Genomic DNA, 15604 nt, shown 5'->3' on the forward strand with positions numbered 1-15604 from the left:
AGGGAATCGCAAAACCGAATTGCAGGAAAACAGTGTCCAAATACCGCTAATCCTGCAATTCCAAACCTGCCGTCCGCCTTAATCAACATGCCAGATCAATGACTTGCGAATAGTTCACGGCCGACTAAATAGCCCGTCTAGGCTGCTCGAGGTGACACAGGATTTCGCAGGCCGGGCCAGTGCCGACATCTATCCGGAGGGAGAGCGGTTAGGTCGGCGCTTGCGTGAGGCTAGCTAATGACAAGCCCGCTGCTCGGAAGCAAGCAGCGGGCCTTGCACAGAATTGGCCGGACAGGATTTTGGGAATCGGCACCCAGCCAGGGCAAAAACCGCAGCCGTCTAAATTTGTTCCGCTCGCTGGATTAAATCACGAAAGGCGCACCGGTTATTCCGTGTCTGAGGACGGGGCTGGCGGCTCGTTCGCCTAGCTTCGCAATTTCTCCGGTGACGACATCGACGATCTCCCATAGACCGTCCGCGCTCCCGACGCTTTTGGGATCAGTCGGGCATAGGCTGCACCTCGCCGGTATGTGCATGCCAACGCTGATAGGGTGGACGGCTGCACCCGGCTTCTCGCCGCGTGGTTACCTTCGCCGCTGTACTACACCGCCTCGGCCTCTCCCTCGTCCTGGCGCCTCACTGTGGCCCGCAGGCAGCGCATAGGTCGATCGCCTCTTGCTTCTCAGGCTCACGCTCGCGCCTGTAGACGTCAGGAACTGGTTGCCACTCGGCCGGCTTGTTCCTCATCGTCCACTTTTCCGCGGTAGCCCCAGTGGCAAATGCCGACCAGCGTCGAGCCGTCGAACCGCATACGACGTTAAACCTGGCGAAGTGAAGGCACTTGGCCGCCCACCACACCTTGTCGGTGTAGGCCTCACCTGCCCCCTTTCTTCGATGGCGTGAAGCCGTGGCTAGGACGTTCAGTGTGTTTTTGATCTTGCATCACTTCCTCTGCTTGTCCGGCGTCACGGCATGGTTTGTGAAATGGAGCTTCCGATCGTCGCGGCATGGCCGCCCGGCATGAAGGCCAGCCGGCTATCGGCGGCAGGCCTGGGCATCGGAAAACGCCCACGCAACAATTTGATTCAATATCGCACGGTCGCTTCAGTTCCGTTAGCGATTGCTGAATAAGCAGAAGGGAACATTCCCGCGCTGTTCGCGTGCCATTCATCGTTCATTCATAATATCAGCGGATTCTGATGAGCGGGCATGCTGATGCTCCTCAACTGCAACACCAGCTGTGGGCAGGCTGCGGATTCGGGCGGGCGAAACGGGCACGGGTGGGGGAGGAGGACTGACCAAAATGTCGAATCGAGAAATCGGAACATCCCATTCGCTCGGGATGCGTGTCGCCGATCTGAGAACCAGGATGCGGGACGCCAGGATCACCGAGCATGAGATTAAGACCTTCCAGAAGGTCGCGGCCATCATGGGGCGCGGCGAAGGCTCCCTACGCATCGACGCGGACGATTTGATCGCCGCGTCCTTTCTCACCGAGACGATGGGCGAACCGACGCTGAACTGACAGCTTTCCGGTACGGTTTTAGAAGCAGAAAGCCCGCGCCATGGGGAAGGTAGCGCGGGCCGATCGGGGGAGTGGCGAGTTCTTACCCGATCTCTGCAGCACAGCAGTGAGGGGACCAACCGAAATGTGCTGCTCTGCATCCCAAACAGCCAAAGATTTCCGGTGTTCCCATCCAGAGCGCACGCCCGATTCTGGCTTACACATGAAGCTGGCGTTCCTGTTGTACATGGCTTGCGGGACGTTGAGTCAATTCTGACGAGTGCCTAAAGCACCGACACCACCAACGTGTCACGCTATGTCATAAGGCAATGTGCCCGCACTGCCGCTTTCTGTGCCGGTCTAGGGCAAACTGATATGCATCGACGATGATGTTCAATCGGCGAGGGAAAACCATGACGAGCCGCACCGGCAAACCCATACGACGAGAATGGTGACAGGGACCTTAAAGTGGTCGCGGTTCATGATCCGAACCCCCTTTCGGATGCACGCCCATTGCGCCGGGGCGAAGGCCGGTCGTCCCGGCAAGCGCATGCCGGCGCGGGTACGGCGATTGCAGGACGATGCCATGCTGCTGCGAACAGTTGGTGCCAGCGAACGCCTGGACAACCACTGGCGCGGTCGGGGCCGTGTGCGTCGAGGCATCTGGCTGGTTCAGGCGCGGCGGCGGCAGCGCCTTATGCGCCTTGGCCAGGGCCTCGACCCAAGCAGCTACGGCCAGCGGCACCGGCACGCGTGCCTCGAGCCAGCGAGCCACGTCGTTCCTGGGGCAGTCGAGTTCCTGCGCGAGGTCAGCGGCTTCCCATCTCAACCTTCTTAGGCATTCCCGCAATCGCCCCGCAATCATGGCAATCCTCTTTAATTCGCGAGCATCGAAACACCGTCCCGACGCAGCCGGATGGACCCGCCACGCGGGCGGGTCCGATTTCGCTCAAGCTCCGCGCGAATGGACGGTGCGCCGGTTCCATTCAGCGGATTCGGCCGTGTCGAGTAGGCCTGTCAGAGGCGGCTTCAGCGCGCTTCGGCATTCGGCTTCGTAGGCGAGGAATTCGCTTGCTGGATGCGTCGGTGCCGGAATCGAGCCATCGCCCCTAATCATGTTCATGAGCATCCCACTGTTCGTCGTGAAACCCGCTCCCGCTGCCGGGAGCGGGCCATTTGTCAGCGTCTCAGAAGTCCATGCCGGCACCGGCCGGCATTGCCGGGGCGACTTCCTTCTTCGGCTTCTCGGCTACCATCGCCTCTGTGGTGACGAGCAGTCCTGCAACCGAAGCCGCATCCTGAAGCGCGGTGCGCACGACCTTGGCGGGATCGATGACGCCCTGGCTGTAGAGATCCCCATACTCACCGGTCTGAGCGTTCCAGCCGAAGGCGAAATCGGTCTTCTCGCGCAGCTTGCCGACGATGATGGAGCCTTCCGCCCCCGCATTCTCGGCGATCTGGCGGGCAGGCGCCTCGATCGCCCGCCGGACGATGTCGACGCCGTATCTCTGGTCGGCGTTGTCGACGGCGACCGCATCGAGCGTTCTGGCAGCCCTGAGCAGGGCAACTCCGCCGCCGGGCAGGACGCCTTCCTCGACCGCGGCACGTGTGGCGTGCAGCGCATCGTCGACCCGATCCTTCTTCTCCTTGACCTCGACTTCCGTCGCACCGCCGACGCGGATCACCGCGACGCCGCCGGCGAGCTTGGCCAGACGTTCCTGCAGCTTCTCGCGATCGTAGTCGGATGTGGTCTCTTCGATCTGTGCCTTGATTTGCACGACGCGGGCCCGGATCTCCTCCTTCCTGCCGGCGCCATCGACAATGGTGGTATTCTCCTTTTCGATCGCGACCTTCTTGGCACGGCCGAGCATCTCCAGCGTGACGTTCTCCAGCTTGATGCCGAGATCCTCGCTGATCGCCGTGCCACCGCTGAGGATGGCAATGTCCTCCAGCATGGCCTTGCGGCGGTCACCGAAGCCCGGCGCCTTGACGGCGGCGACCTTCAGCCCGCCGCGCAGCTTGTTGACGACCAGCGTGGCCAGAGCCTCGCCCTCGACATCCTCGGCGATGATCAGCAGCGGCTTGCCGGACTGCACCACGGCCTCGAGCACGGGAAGCAGGGCCTGAAGGTTGCCGAGCTTCTTCTCGTGGATTAGGACATAGGGCTCGTCGAGTTCGACGCGCATCTTGTCCTGGTTGGTGACGAAATACGGCGAAAGGTAGCCGCGGTCGAATTGCATGCCTTCAACGACTTCCAGCTCGGTCTCGGCGGTCTTGGCTTCCTCGACGGTGATGACGCCTTCGTTGCCGACCTTCTGCATCGCTTCGGCGAGGAAGCGGCCGATCTCGGCATCGCCGTTGGCCGAGATGGTGCCGACCTGAGCGATCTCGTCGTTGTTGGTGATCTTGCGCGCGTTGGCCTTCAGCTCGGCCACGATGGCCTCGACCGCCTTGTCGATACCGCGCTTCAGGTCCATCGGATTCATGCCCGACGCCACGGCCTTGGCGCCTTCGCGGACGATCGACTGGGCAAGAACGGTCGCGGTCGTGGTGCCGTCACCGGCGATGTCACTGGTCTTCGAGGCGACTTCGCGGACCATCTGCGCGCCCATGTTCTCGAACTTGTCCTCAAGCTCGATTTCCTTGGCGACGGTGACGCCGTCCTTGGTGATGCGCGGGGCGCCGAACGACTTGTCGATGACGACGTTGCGGCCCTTGGGGCCGAGCGTGACTTTCACCGCGTCGGCGAGGATATTGACGCCGCGCAGCATGCGCTCACGGGCGTCGGAATGGAATTTCACTTCCTTGGCAGCCATTGGATCACTCCTTGTCTAGGCAGTTTTCATTGACTGGATCGAGGTTCAATCGAAGGCCGGGTCAGGCGGCTTTCTTCAGGGCGGCCTGCTCGATCACGCCCATCACGTCGCTCTCCTTCATGATGAGCAGATCCTGGCCATTGAACTTGATCTCGGTGCCGGACCACTTGCCGAACAGGATGCGGTCGCCGACCTTCACGTCGAGGGGCACTAGCTTGCCGCTCTCGTCGCGAGCGCCCGGACCTACGGCGATGACTTCGCCTTCCTGCGGTTTTTCCTTTGCGGTGTCGGGGATGATGATGCCGCCGGCCGTCTTCTCCTCGGCCTCGATGCGGCGTACAAGCACACGGTCATGCAATGGACGGAACGTCATATCGTTCTCCTTCAGGACAAACAGATAGCGGAAGATCCTCCGTTCCAGGCCGGCAGGACCGGAGCGGGGCTCGCGACCCTTTCGGCATCGCGCGCATGTCGAGCTAATTTTGCCTTCTTCTACTTTCAAGAGGCCCCGCAAAATTTTTTGGCGCTCTCGACCAATGGAGTGCTAGCGCGCTGAAAACATACGGTTAATTCGAACGCGTCGGGAACGATGAGGGCTTGAATTCGGGATTGAGCCGAACAAGATTATCCGCGCCCGGTGCTTGCCGGGTCGCTAAGAAAATCGGAACCCGAAACAAGGAGCCTTTGGAGACGGAGGACAGAAATGGACCGACAGATGCTTTCGCCGATCGTTCCTTCCCTTGCTCCCGAAACATCAGACCTCTCGCTCGACCGGCTGCTCTCGCCGGCCAGGCATTTTCAGCATCCGCGGGACGTGCTGGAGGACGGTTCGCTCGACATGTGGGAGAAGCGAGCGATCCTGTCATCCTGGGCATCCGACGCTTGCGCCGTGGAATCGATGCCGTCGCTGCGCCGGCCGCCGGGCGCCGAATGCCCGGTCCCCTTCGACGAGATCATGGATGCGCTGCGCCGGCTCGATGCCGCTGCCCCGCCGCCTCGCGGCCCTGCCGATGACGATTATCGGCAGATCGTCGACCGGCTGAGCGCCTGAGGCGCAGAAGGCGATGCCGACCGCGGTCAGCAGGGAATTCCGGTTGCAGATGGATGGCTATGGCCTGACCACTGCCGAGATCCATTACCATCTGCCCGACCACCCCAGCCTGCTGCAGCTCTATGTCTGGCAGGATTGTGACCTCGCTCCGGATTTTCCTGCGCTGAAGGACTTCCTGGGCTTTTGGCGGCGTGAACTGGCTGCGCGCTTGCACTCGGTTCGAGTCGCCCATCATCGGCTTATCAGGCAATCGGAATGGCGGTCCGTTGACGGGATAATCGCCTCGATGCCCAACAAAGGGCGGCCGCATCACGCGGTCGTCTCCAGTTCATTATTCATCTGCCTGCCTGCACGCACGCGAAGACGGCAATTTTCACGACCTTGAAGATTGCTTCCGCTGGGCCTTGACGTCCTAGGTCCGAATTCCCAGATCGATTTCGCCGGTGCCTGAAGAGTCCGGCAAGGTCAAGGAGCGCCGCTTCCTTGGCGCTCCTCGTATCTATGTTGCTCAATGGAGGATGTAGCTATGAGAACCACGGTTGACTTCAGTCCCCTGTTTCGCTCGAGCATCGGCTTCGATCGAATGCTCAACGCGCTCGAAACAGCGAGCCGGGTCGAAACCGCTGACAACTGGCCACCCTATGACATCGCCAAGACCGCAGAAGACGACTACCGCATAACCATGGCGGTGGCGGGCTTCTCGCACGACGAGCTAGGCATCACCCAGGAACGGAACATGCTCATAGTCTCAGGCCAGAAAGCTGGCGAGGACAAGGGCGAATACCTGCACCGTGGCATTGCCGGTCGTGCGTTCCAGCGCCGCTTTGAGATTGCCGATCACGTCAAGGTCGTCGGCGCCGGCCTGTTCAACGGCCTGCTGACGATCGATCTCAAGCGCGAAATTCCCGAAGAGATGAAGCCGCGCCGGATCGAGATCGCAGCAGACAGGGCGATGCCCAAGAGCGCGACAAAGAAGATCGAAGGCGAAAAGCAGGCCGCTTGAGGGCCATCCTGTCAGCGCTCCGCGCAACGCGCCGGGCAGTGTGCCCGGCGCAGCAGGAAGCCCAATAAGCCGATGAACAAAAAGGAGGCAAATATGAACGTCCGTGATCTGATTCCCTGGGCTCGGAACAACGGCAGCCAGGTTCCAAGCGCGTTCCACAACGATGAACGCGATCCGTTCCTATCGCTGCACCGTGAGGTGAACCGTTTGTTCGACGACGTCTTCCGCGGCTTCGACGGCCGGTTGTCGTCTTTCGGCGGTGGTTCGGCCCTCAGCGGTAGTTGGCCGAGCGTCGAGATCTCAAACGGCGAGAAGGAGATCAAGGTGACGGCCGAAGTGCCGGGCCTGGAAGAGAAAGACATCGAGGTCCTGCTCGACGACGGCGTGCTGACGCTGAAAGGTGAGAAGCGCTCCGAAACGGAGGACACGGACAAGCAGTTCTCCGAGCGCTACTATGGCCGCTTCGAGCGTCGCATCCCTGTCGGCTACGAGATCAAGGAAGATGAGGTCGATGCGCGCTTCAAGAACGGCGTGCTGGCAGTCACCTTGCCGAAGAGCGAGAAGGCGCAGTCGCAGGTCAAGCGCATCGAAATCAAGGGCTGACTTCTGAGCGCGGGGGTTGCCAACCGGGCAACCCCCGCACACTTGGTCCGCTGATCAATAAATTACCTTTGCCGGAGCAAAGGCGAAGGCGACTTACATGAAGTCGGAAGTCTTGGCCAAAGGTTGCAATTCAGTGGCATGACCGATAGCGGGTTCCTTCGCGAGGCGGTATTCAAGGAACTGCGCGAAGAGCTTCAGGCGATCCCGGCCAAGCCGCAGTCGCCAGCGATGTGCTGCGCGCGTTTCATCGATCAGGCGGAGAACCGGAAATATATGCAGATGGGTCCTGTTGAGGCTTCTTCTGGCTACGCCGCCGGACTGAGCCTTTTCCGTATCGGCGTCTGTCCGAGCGAGACTGTCAGAGATAACCAATCGACGCGAACCGTCGGTGGGGCCCCCAACTGCTCGGCCACCGAGTGCCAGAGGTTAGCAGATGATACGCGAGCGTCACGCTTCCCGAAGTGAACGTCCGGCTGATCCATCCGAAGGTCAGGTAGGAAGTCATTCTTTTGGAGCGTCCGGAAAACGTACCACCAATTTTTCCTCCGCCGCCGCCCAGGCTTGTAGATGGTAGCGCCGCAGCAAAAGTGTGCTCACGCCGAATATCAAGAGACCCATAATCACGCTGAACGGGATCGCCGCACCAATCACCGATGTCATGACCACGCTGGAGAAAACCCCTGCGATGGCGCTGCTGATCGCGCTCACCAGTCCTGCGGCCGTCACGAAGAACTGCCACGGCGAAGATTCAAGAGCCTTGTCGACAAGCACGGCCGACTGATCGTCATGAGTGGAATGGATCAGGTAAGGCTTCGTGACGGGCGCACGTTCGATGTAATAGTGCCGTATTCGGGCCATGCCGCGCGCATGCACCATATCCTCGATCGCGACCTGCACTGCACGCACGAAAGTGACCAAGCCCAGGAAATAAAGGCAAGGCAGGAGGATCAGGCTGAACAGCACGAACGGTCCACCCATCCGAGTGACCTGGGCGAAGCCGAGGGCGATCGCGACACTCGAAACAGTGGTCAGGAACAGGTTTGCACGTTGGCTCGCTTCCTGGATCGTGGCCGCCCGCGCGGTCTGCAGGACAAAATGCTCTGTGGTCATGATCTGCAGGATCTCATTTTGCATGTTCCGTTCATTGACCTTCGGCATTATGGCCTCCTTGGGCGCCGCGCGGCTGCTATCCGGACGTAGGCATCAATTACAGCGACTCTCGGCCATCGCTCTTGGCGCTTACGTCGAAATTCCGTCAGCAGGCCGTCGAAAGCCGTCCCCTCTGAACGGTCTCAACCGGGTTGTGATCGCCAATTGGCCGATAATCTAACGGACCCAGCTATTCGTCTCTTCAGAAGAAGGGCTCGATCGCTCCGAGCACCTCATAGGCCTTCATCGATTTCATATCAGGGCGCCTTGTGATCATATTCCTGAAAAGCGTTCCTGCCGAGCTGCGAACGATCTACCTCCTGAATTATCGCCACGATCGGCACGCCGGCTTTCATGGCCTCGGCAAAGGGGGCAACGGCAAGCGCCGCAGTAGGACCGTTTTGACAGATCATCACCGGCACACGACCGGAGACGCGTGCAAAGCCGTCGGCGATCGCGCCGCCGGCATTCTCCTGGCGGTAGGTGATGTTGCGAATACCGTGGTCCTCGCAAGCGAGCACCAACGCAGTCGGCACGCTCTGTCCCAGAATGAATTCGCCGCCGTGCCGGACCAGTCCGTTGGCGATGACATCAACGACCGTGCGCGCTGCCTCGCTCATGGCGTCGTCTCCGCACGATGCCTGCGCTTTTTTTCGCGCGAATCTACTACGCAGAAGCATGACAGATACTCCAATAGTGCGTTCACAACCGCGTTCAGCGCCCTCACGCGTTAGAAATGACTGACGCCTTCAGGTTCAGTGAGATACGTCTCCTTGCCTTCGGTGCTCTGGGCCAGCACGCAGCTGTCCGCGCTGCCCAGTCGGAACGCGCCTTGTGTACTTGGCATTCCCCGCTGATCTATCCCCACTGCGGGTTCTCAGCCCCGGGGTAGCGGACCTATCTTTCATCCGACCGTGGCGGCGACTTCACCACTTTCTTGGTCGGCAGGGGCGGAGCCTCGTCCCTAGGCTGGGTTTCCTTGATGGCCTTCTTCATGGCGCGGTCAAAGTTCTCCTCGGATGCGCCCCTGTCCCGTTGGCTGCGGGCTTCAAGATTTTGTTCCGCGCTGGGTGGTGGTCTATCTTTGGGCATCTGTTCAGGCATCCAATCCTACGGCTCGTGTTCCGACTGCTCGTGCCACCGGAATTTCCAATGCCCGGTGAGCGCGTGGGATCCCCGAGATCGGAAAGCTTGGTCAATCCCGCAGCTTCCTCGCTTCGTGCTCCAACGTCTTACGGTCGTTGCCGTGCTGGCTGACGGGATCTTGGACCTGTTCGGGTGTGATGCGGTGCTGCTTGGATTTTCCTCATCCGCCGAAACGCCGTCACAATGCCGAAAATCACGCTTGGTCTTGCCGTCAGCCATGCTCTTGCTTCTGATCGGAAAGAACAACAAAATCGCTTAAATGTTCCTCAGGTCGCCTTGTCGACTAGCGGCGCCGTCGTCGTAGGAGGCTTGTAGGATGTGGCCAATCTGACTGCATCAGCATCCATTGTCACCTCGAAGCTCGATTTCCTGGCCATGCCTCACCTTCAAGGTTCGATAGACGATGGGGTGCGGTGTCGATAGGAGAGTATGGGCACGCTTACCCGGTCCTCTGTGACCCGCCTGCACACTTGCGGTGATTGCGACCTCGTCGCCAATGTTGATGCGGCCCTTCGCCATGAACATGACTCTGGGGCAGTCATTGCCCTCGTTTAGCCGTCGCTAACATGCACTGGAAGTCTATCGATGAGCGCAGACTGGCCTGCGAACGCAGGCCTGCTGGCGGCATGACACTGACCCGAGCGCATTCATTTTTACTAAAATACTCGGAACCGATAGTTCCTACACGGTTTGAGTCCTCGTCAGGGAGTCCCGTGTGCATGAACAAAGTAAAAGGCCAACTCGCTTTCATCGAGTTTCAGTCGCCGAGGTTGCCGACAAGGCACCCACCGACGCCGACTGACTGCACGAGATTAAATACGACCGGTACAGGACACAGCTTGTCGTGGACGGCAGAAAGGCGAGAGCATTCACACGCCTGGGCTACGACTGGTCGCACCGGTACAGGCGTATTGTCGGGACGGCTGCTACCCTGCAGGTCAATCCGCAATCCTCGACGGTGAAACTGTCGTTCTCCGCGGTACCGGCCTGCCGGAATTTCAAGCGCTTTGAGCGAGAGCTGGGAAATCCGAACTCGTCGAGGCTCATATTATTTGCATTCAACCTTCTAAACTCAACGGCTAATATCTTCGGATCAGCAAATTCACACGATCCGCAACCTGCAGTGCAGGCAAATCGGCTTGGGCACTCTTGAGTTGGAACTCTCGTTGCCGTCGCGGTAGCTTCTCACAGGCGGTACAAGCGGCCGGGTTGGCATTCCTCTCGGTTCAACGACGCTGCGAGCCATCCATCGAGACCAAGATATTCTGCCGCCGATCCCGGCAGGCTAGACCGACGGAAGGGTCGGCGACCGACGCGGGCGGGGGGCGGGGTGAACGTCGGTCGCCTTAAGCACTAGGGGCCATGGATTCAGCAAACTACGTTGCGACTGGTCCTAAGGAAGAATGACGCGATTCGGGCAGAAGTAGCAATGAAGGATGTCTACGGTACCTGCAGGTCTGCACGACAGCGAACCCTCGTGTCACGGCGTGCCCCCGCAATGGCAGGGGTCTGGTTTCCAGCGAATAACCCCGATGGGCGGATGACATAGCGACTGAACTGCACAGCCGGAATGCGGAGCGAGGGCCGAAACATTAGTCACTTTAGCGGCCCTCGGCATGAAGATCGACGTGAAAACGATGCTGCTTGCGAAAAGGAGATATTATACGCCCCTCGCGCTCGTCGCTCACCCGCGTCGAAACCGACCTATGCCGAGCGCTCGCAGGTTCCTAGGGGATCCGGCGTGACGAAGGAAAGGGCGATTAGGTCATCAACATCAATGCTGCCGCGACCGTTGTCCATAACGTCGGCGACCCTTTGAAATGCCTGCATGTCATCGAAGCTTACGTTAGCCGCCAGCATTCTTCCTTGCAAATCCGTCACCCTGGCTTCCAAGATTTTGGAAGTTTCGATCATGATTGCCTCCATTAACATTCGGTGTGACATGCCACACGCCAAGTATAAGGGCCGAAAACACGACCGGGCCGATAAACAGGCTGAGTGCGATGCTCGCAAACACCGCGGTGCCCAACGCCCTGCCTGCCCGGCAACCTTCGCGGAATTGTCATCCGTCGGAATGAGCTCGAAGGCGGCAAGGTCGTTCTGAAGTGGATCGCCATTGTCGTTTGCCGGAGTCGCGGCGACCCGCGGGTCTGGTTCCCTTGGGGTGTTAGTCCTGTGGCATGGATCGCGGGCGCTCATACGCATAGTTGAAATCAGCTAGCGGAGTGTCGGTGTCTTTGGAAAAGGACCAGCTTAGCCGAGTAGCCAAGCCGCAATTTGGTCCTACAGGCAGCGCACCTGAAGGTGCTCACCGCCTTGAACCACGAACCGTTTTTGATGATCGGCCGACGGCAGTTAGGGCATTCATATCGGATACTCAGTCGCGCAACTCATCCGATATCGACACTGTTCACCTCTGAGTTGCCCCACGCGTTTGAAATGGGTGCCCGCCAGATCGCGGGAAATGGCGTGCACCCACCCAACTGGCGATGAAGGATAATTGCTCGCCAGCATCGCCTAATTCAGTAGCGGCCGGTTTGTTTCGTGGCCGGGACCAAAGATCCGCGAGATAAGACCACAGTCCCAAAGGATTTGATGAGCGCTAGCGGCATGAACCTTCTTTCACAAGTGATAGATGAGCGATCTGCTGAACGTGGTCACAGACCATCCGGCAGCGGGCTCAGCGATCTATCCTATGGGGTGCGGAGCGGTCGTTCGCGGCCGCATCAGCTGTGGCTGGGATAAGCCGTCTTACCTTCAGCCCATCGTGTGTCGTTCGAATTCATGCTGCCTCGCACGCGACTTCGTAGCTGGCAGATCCCTGCGGCCGCCGACTTTGCCGTCGAGCCCGGTTCCTCTCGGCGTCGAGCAACTCGTGCTCCCCAGTCAAGCCGTTCATAAACAGCTTGAGCAAGTGCGAAGCTAGGCGCTCCCCTTGTTGCGAAACGGGGGAAATGCCGAGCTCTTTGCAGACTGTCTGAAAAACTCGGGCGAGCATCCCAATTTCGCTCGGCTCCAAAAATCGACCTGGATACAACATGGACGTTCTCTCTTGAAAGCTCCTAAGGCCTAGCCATTACGCTGCGTGAGGTGCAGCACGCGATTACCTATGATAGAGCCTCGTCGATTCTGCGGATTTTTTGGGTCGCGCCACATTTCTCGGCTTCGGGCTGACTCCCCACAAACCGTTCCAGTGCACAGATCGAATGGAATAAAAGAGGATCAAAATCCATTTCGTCCACTTACTGAGGCTTCCAAGCGGATCGATTAGCTTGAAAGCGAAGCTTGACCGCCTCGTGGTCAGCGGACGGCGTGCCTCGTCGCGTCTGTTCCCCAAAATAGCGACGGCTACGGGCGAAGGAGAGCGCCGCCAAACTGCGCTCACAAGCGCTCGCAGTCTCTTGCCCTTAGGCAAGGCGTCCCCGACTCGCCGTAGAAGACCATCGCTGCGCGAACGTCGTATCCAAGCACCGTGGCATTGGCGACGAACTGAATGGCCATTCCCAAGCTGATGCCACCGATTTTGGCCTCAGTTTTGTCGGTGAGGTCTATGACCCCAAAAACCTCCGCATTCGCGCTCCTACGGCCAGGACGGCCGTCGAGATCGCATCGTTCACCGCAAGGAGCATTTTGAGTTAGTCGCCCGCTGACATGGCGCCATTAACTCGCGGCCCCGAATTTTGTTCCCGGCACCCGCTCGTGACCTGACGTTTATTCAGCGGCGAGCCCTGAAAGCCTGCGACCTCTTTTTGTGGAACATCGCGAAGTCCTGCAGGTTTGGAAGCATGGCGCCCTCTTTTCCTTCCAGAGACGAGTGCCGCTATCGGGTTCTCTCCTCCGAGAACAGGCCCGCCTCGTTTGGACTGGGCGGGCCTGTTTCGCGCTCTCGCTGATCATCTCGCCAAGGCCCCCTGCTTCAACGATCTCAGGCCAGTATCTGGGCTTCAAGATGATTTTTCTCGCCGTAAACATCGTGATTCCGCTGGGAGGGATCCCGATCTTTTTTGGGAAAACGAGAAGAAAGAGAGGCTTACGGGGAGCAAAAATGAGAGACCACATAAGGACCGGCGATGACCGGTTTTAGGTCGCAATGATCGCTGTCATGGCCCTCGCGGCTATCGGGATCATCCTTGTCATTGTCACATGGATTTACTGACCTTATTCACCTGCGCCGATCCTAGTATCGGCTTGAATTGCAAACGCGGATAGCTATCCGTCCGAATAGGGCATACGCTCATGTGGTCGCCCGCTCCACAAACGGCAATCGGACGCTTGGAAGAGAACATCACCGCTTTCGCCCAACGGGAGGAAATCCATGTATTCCAACCGCCACTATCTCCAAATCATTCGCCACTATGAGACCGCTATATCCATCCAAGACGGGATGGTTGAGCGCTGTCGCAAGCGCGGGCTTCCCATCGAAAGCGACGAAGCATTTTTGGCGCGCTTGCGTGAGGGCTTGAATGCCGTATATCGCGTCCTCGGGAGGAAGGAAAACCGGCGCTATATTTCAAGCTGATGTACCCGATATCACAAGGTGTGTTGAGATCCAAAGCCTTGGCGGGACACGGACGAGCCCAGTTCCCGCCCAGCAAGCTTTTTGTCTTTGCGTCAATTCTGCGATTGCGATTAGTTTCGAGCGTTGCTATCGAGGAAGACGGTATGCCGATTTATGACAAAGCCAAAGAAGCTGGCGTGTTCGATTCCGCCGTAGTCGCCCTGCTAGGCCGCGTGTTCGAGAAGTTGAAATCCGAGGCTCAATCACCAGAGCGGCGTGAAGCGCTCGCATCACGCGTCATAGCAAACTATCAGGCGGGAATTAGAGACGAGGAGGAACTGGCATCCGCGTCCAAATTACCGCTGGGACGCTGAAGTCTGGCCGTTCACGTGACTTGGCCGGTAGGCGAGTCTGCCCCTGTCGAATATAGCAAATAGGCCGTCATTTTGGCGATGGGCCTTCTGATTTGCGGGGGCGGGCGGCGTGAGCCGTACCCCCAAGTTACCGAAGCCCTACGATGTGGAGCAGATGCGCGGCCCGCAAACGGAGGACCCGTGGCGGTGGCCCCATTGTTGGCGGCCAAATCCCAACCACAGAGTGCCGCCCAGCAAAAAAGGACAACGGAGAGGCGCATTAGTGGATTCTAAAATAAGCGGATTGAGCAAAGGTTAAAGCTGGACCTAGCGCCAGATTGCGGGCAAGAGGCGACCCACTCCGAACCGAAAGGGCCGGAAGCATAGATCCCAATAACCCCTTGGATGATCGTCATTGCGGCGGGCAGACGCAAGACGTAGCCGTGTGGCAGCGCCCTAGAAATGGATCAAACCCCTCCATTGGAGCACGTACAGGATCACCAGAATCATCGCAATTAAGGCAACCCACAGGGCCACGCGGTTCATGTGCGGTCTCCCTTCCTCAGCCTCACACCGGTGCCGCCTACGACTTCCTGGCCAATCGCTGCGTTACGACGGTTGAGACACGCCCGACCAAGACTCCGATGGACGTTCAGCTGACATAGTTTCTTTTGCTGCGGCGCTCCGTTCGGTTTAGCCACAGTGAAGACGAGGCTTCGGCAACGTCCCTGTGAATTGGACGCCGATCCGATCATTCCTGCGCCGGCGCAGAACAGCCTGGTACGCAACGCCGTCCATTGGCACGTAAAGGATGAACCGTTCAGGCACTCGCGCTTCCACGGACACGTTGAGTTCAGCTCCGCCGCTGTTCTGGTTCCGAATTGTGCAACTGATTTCGGAGTTGGTGATGCCGTTGATGATCGCTGCGCCCTTCAGCACGCGCTGACGCCGCTCTCGGCGATACTCGGCTGCTGCAACCATTGTGACCTCCATCAGGTCACCCCGGCCCATGACAACGTTAGAACTACGCTCGATCTATGGTGCTTACCTGCGCCTCATAGCGACCGCAGTCGCATCGGGTTCATACGCTTTCCAACTGCCTCTGCCTTTCGCCTTGGCCTGATAGAGTGCCCTGTCAGCGTTCTTTAGCAAACGATCCGGGTCCGCTTCATCCTTTGGAAAAATTGTATAGCCGATCGTGCCACCCGGAAGCAGCGTGACGTCATCTATCTTCAAGGGTTGTACCAAGTTCTTCATGATCCGGTTCACCAGGCTGACGTCTCCGGTTCCATCAGTGGGACCGTACACCAACACTCCGAATTCGTCGCCGCCCAGCCGAGCGGCTATGTCACCTCGCCTGACGGCCTTCCGCTGTCGCCTGGGTGGCCACCGGCCGGAATGAGGCGTAGTCTCATCTGGTCGCCCGCGCATAATCTGGCAACGGACGCTTGGAAGAGACCATCAGGCTTTCGCCCCAACTG

The 15604-nt window shown here is 59.1% G+C and carries 16 protein-coding genes and 1 pseudogene; 9 read left to right on the plus strand and 8 right to left on the minus strand.

Annotated elements, in window-relative coordinates; all coding sequences use genetic code 11:
* Positions 1-984 precede the first annotated feature (984 nt).
* Together RFM68_RS31115 and RFM68_RS31120 are read left to right on the plus strand one after the other, a co-directional pair.
* Positions 985-1131 (plus strand): hypothetical protein, encoded by a 147-nt coding sequence (locus RFM68_RS31115; protein ID WP_320236797.1) that lies wholly within the window; start codon positions 985-987, stop codon positions 1129-1131.
* Positions 1132-1303: 172 nt separating this feature from the next.
* Positions 1304-1525, plus strand: a complete 222-nt coding sequence (locus RFM68_RS31120) for a hypothetical protein (RefSeq protein ID WP_320236798.1) — start codon at positions 1304-1306, stop codon at positions 1523-1525.
* A gap of 442 nt (positions 1526-1967) precedes the next feature.
* On the opposite strand, the gene RFM68_RS31125 is transcribed toward RFM68_RS31120, so the two are convergent.
* From RFM68_RS31125 to groES, 3 genes are all read right to left on the minus strand, one after another.
* Positions 1968-2279, minus strand: coding sequence for a hypothetical protein (locus RFM68_RS31125; RefSeq protein WP_320236799.1), 312 nt, complete (start codon positions 2277-2279; stop codon positions 1968-1970).
* Between the two features lie 412 nt (positions 2280-2691).
* A complete protein-coding gene (gene groL, locus RFM68_RS31130; protein WP_320236800.1) occupies positions 2692-4320 on the minus strand; it encodes a chaperonin GroEL in 1629 nt (542 codons plus the stop codon).
* Between the two features lie 61 nt (positions 4321-4381).
* Positions 4382-4693 (minus strand): co-chaperone GroES, encoded by a 312-nt coding sequence (gene groES / locus RFM68_RS31135; protein WP_320236801.1) that lies wholly within the window; start codon positions 4691-4693, stop codon positions 4382-4384.
* Positions 4694-5023: 330 nt separating this feature from the next.
* Between groES and RFM68_RS31140 the strand changes: the two genes are divergently transcribed.
* From RFM68_RS31140 to RFM68_RS31160, 5 genes and pseudogenes are all read left to right on the plus strand, one after another.
* On the plus strand, positions 5024-5371 hold the full coding sequence (locus RFM68_RS31140) for a hypothetical protein (RefSeq protein ID WP_320236802.1): 348 nt from the start codon (positions 5024-5026) through the stop codon (positions 5369-5371).
* Positions 5372-5384: 13 nt separating this feature from the next.
* A pseudogene (locus RFM68_RS31145) lies at positions 5385-5651 on the plus strand (usg protein); the annotation flags it as partial.
* A 246-nt stretch (positions 5652-5897) separates the two neighbouring features.
* The gene (locus RFM68_RS31150) at positions 5898-6374 is read left to right on the plus strand and encodes an Hsp20 family protein (RefSeq protein WP_320236803.1); all 477 of its coding nucleotides are present in this window, start codon (positions 5898-5900) and stop codon (positions 6372-6374) included.
* A gap of 93 nt (positions 6375-6467) precedes the next feature.
* On the plus strand, positions 6468-6977 hold the full coding sequence (locus tag RFM68_RS31155) for an Hsp20/alpha crystallin family protein (RefSeq protein ID WP_320236804.1): 510 nt from the start codon (positions 6468-6470) through the stop codon (positions 6975-6977).
* 138 nt (positions 6978-7115) lie between these two features.
* Positions 7116-7442 carry a hypothetical protein gene (locus RFM68_RS31160; RefSeq protein WP_320236805.1) on the plus strand — a complete coding sequence of 109 codons (327 nt, stop codon included), beginning with the start codon at positions 7116-7118 and terminating at the stop codon, positions 7440-7442.
* Positions 7443-7478: 36 nt separating this feature from the next.
* Here RFM68_RS31160 and RFM68_RS31165 read toward each other — a convergent pair whose 3' ends face one another.
* The 3 genes from RFM68_RS31165 to RFM68_RS31175 all read right to left on the minus strand — a co-directional run bounded on the left by RFM68_RS31165 (position 7479) and on the right by RFM68_RS31175 (position 11186).
* On the minus strand, positions 7479-8135 hold the full coding sequence (locus RFM68_RS31165; RefSeq protein ID WP_320236806.1) for a hypothetical protein: 657 nt from the start codon (positions 8133-8135) through the stop codon (positions 7479-7481).
* 248 nt (positions 8136-8383) lie between these two features.
* Positions 8384-8746: a thiamine pyrophosphate-binding protein gene (locus RFM68_RS31170; protein ID WP_320236807.1), complete on the minus strand. Its 363-nt coding sequence runs from the start codon at positions 8744-8746 to the stop codon at positions 8384-8386.
* A gap of 2230 nt (positions 8747-10976) precedes the next feature.
* Positions 10977-11186: a hypothetical protein gene (locus RFM68_RS31175; RefSeq protein WP_320236808.1), complete on the minus strand. Its 210-nt coding sequence runs from the start codon at positions 11184-11186 to the stop codon at positions 10977-10979.
* A 2401-nt stretch (positions 11187-13587) separates the two neighbouring features.
* Here RFM68_RS31175 and RFM68_RS31180 point away from each other — a divergent pair.
* Both RFM68_RS31180 and RFM68_RS31185 read left to right on the plus strand, forming a co-directional pair.
* Entirely contained in the window at positions 13588-13791 is a 204-nt protein-coding gene (locus tag RFM68_RS31180) for a hypothetical protein (protein WP_320236809.1), read from the plus strand.
* A gap of 143 nt (positions 13792-13934) precedes the next feature.
* Positions 13935-14144, plus strand: a complete 210-nt coding sequence (locus RFM68_RS31185; RefSeq protein ID WP_320236810.1) for a hypothetical protein — start codon at positions 13935-13937, stop codon at positions 14142-14144.
* Positions 14145-14816: 672 nt separating this feature from the next.
* Here RFM68_RS31185 and RFM68_RS31190 read toward each other — a convergent pair.
* Together RFM68_RS31190 and RFM68_RS31195 are read right to left on the minus strand one after the other, a co-directional pair.
* Positions 14817-15104 (minus strand): PilZ domain-containing protein, encoded by a 288-nt coding sequence (locus tag RFM68_RS31190; protein ID WP_320236811.1) that lies wholly within the window; start codon positions 15102-15104, stop codon positions 14817-14819.
* 63 nt (positions 15105-15167) lie between these two features.
* Entirely contained in the window at positions 15168-15554 is a 387-nt protein-coding gene (locus RFM68_RS31195; protein ID WP_320236812.1) for a diguanylate cyclase domain-containing protein, read from the minus strand.
* Positions 15555-15604: the final 50 nt, after the last annotated feature.

It is taken from the genome of Mesorhizobium montanum, assembly GCF_033977145.1.
In the GTDB taxonomy this organism is placed as follows: Bacteria; Pseudomonadota; Alphaproteobacteria; order Rhizobiales; family Rhizobiaceae; genus Mesorhizobium; species Mesorhizobium montanum.

Bases quoted from the DNA above. Each gene is read 5' to 3' on its own strand.
- RFM68_RS31185 (WP_320236810.1), top strand. From the start codon at position 13,935: ATGCCGATTTATGACAAAGCCAAAGAAGCTGGCGTGTTCGATTCCGCC.
- RFM68_RS31115 (WP_320236797.1), top strand. From the start codon at position 985: ATGGAGCTTCCGATCGTCGCGGCATGGCCGCCCGGCATGAAGGCCAGC.
- RFM68_RS31155 (WP_320236804.1), top strand. From the start codon at position 6,468: ATGAACGTCCGTGATCTGATTCCCTGGGCTCGGAACAACGGCAGCCAG.
- RFM68_RS31165 (WP_320236806.1), bottom strand. From the start codon at position 8,135: ATGCCGAAGGTCAATGAACGGAACATGCAAAATGAGATCCTGCAGATC.
- groL (WP_320236800.1), bottom strand. From the start codon at position 4,320: ATGGCTGCCAAGGAAGTGAAATTCCATTCCGACGCCCGTGAGCGCATG.
- RFM68_RS31180 (WP_320236809.1), top strand. From the start codon at position 13,588: ATGTATTCCAACCGCCACTATCTCCAAATCATTCGCCACTATGAGACC.
- RFM68_RS31190 (WP_320236811.1), bottom strand. From the start codon at position 15,104: ATGGTTGCAGCAGCCGAGTATCGCCGAGAGCGGCGTCAGCGCGTGCTG.
- groES (WP_320236801.1), bottom strand. From the start codon at position 4,693: ATGACGTTCCGTCCATTGCATGACCGTGTGCTTGTACGCCGCATCGAG.
- RFM68_RS31120 (WP_320236798.1), top strand. From the start codon at position 1,304: ATGTCGAATCGAGAAATCGGAACATCCCATTCGCTCGGGATGCGTGTC.
- RFM68_RS31170 (WP_320236807.1), bottom strand. From the start codon at position 8,746: ATGAGCGAGGCAGCGCGCACGGTCGTTGATGTCATCGCCAACGGACTG.
- RFM68_RS31150 (WP_320236803.1), top strand. From the start codon at position 5,898: ATGAGAACCACGGTTGACTTCAGTCCCCTGTTTCGCTCGAGCATCGGC.
- RFM68_RS31175 (WP_320236808.1), bottom strand. From the start codon at position 11,186: ATGATCGAAACTTCCAAAATCTTGGAAGCCAGGGTGACGGATTTGCAA.
- RFM68_RS31140 (WP_320236802.1), top strand. From the start codon at position 5,024: ATGGACCGACAGATGCTTTCGCCGATCGTTCCTTCCCTTGCTCCCGAA.
- RFM68_RS31195 (WP_320236812.1), bottom strand. From the start codon at position 15,554: ATGCGCGGGCGACCAGATGAGACTACGCCTCATTCCGGCCGGTGGCCA.
- RFM68_RS31160 (WP_320236805.1), top strand. From the start codon at position 7,116: ATGACCGATAGCGGGTTCCTTCGCGAGGCGGTATTCAAGGAACTGCGC.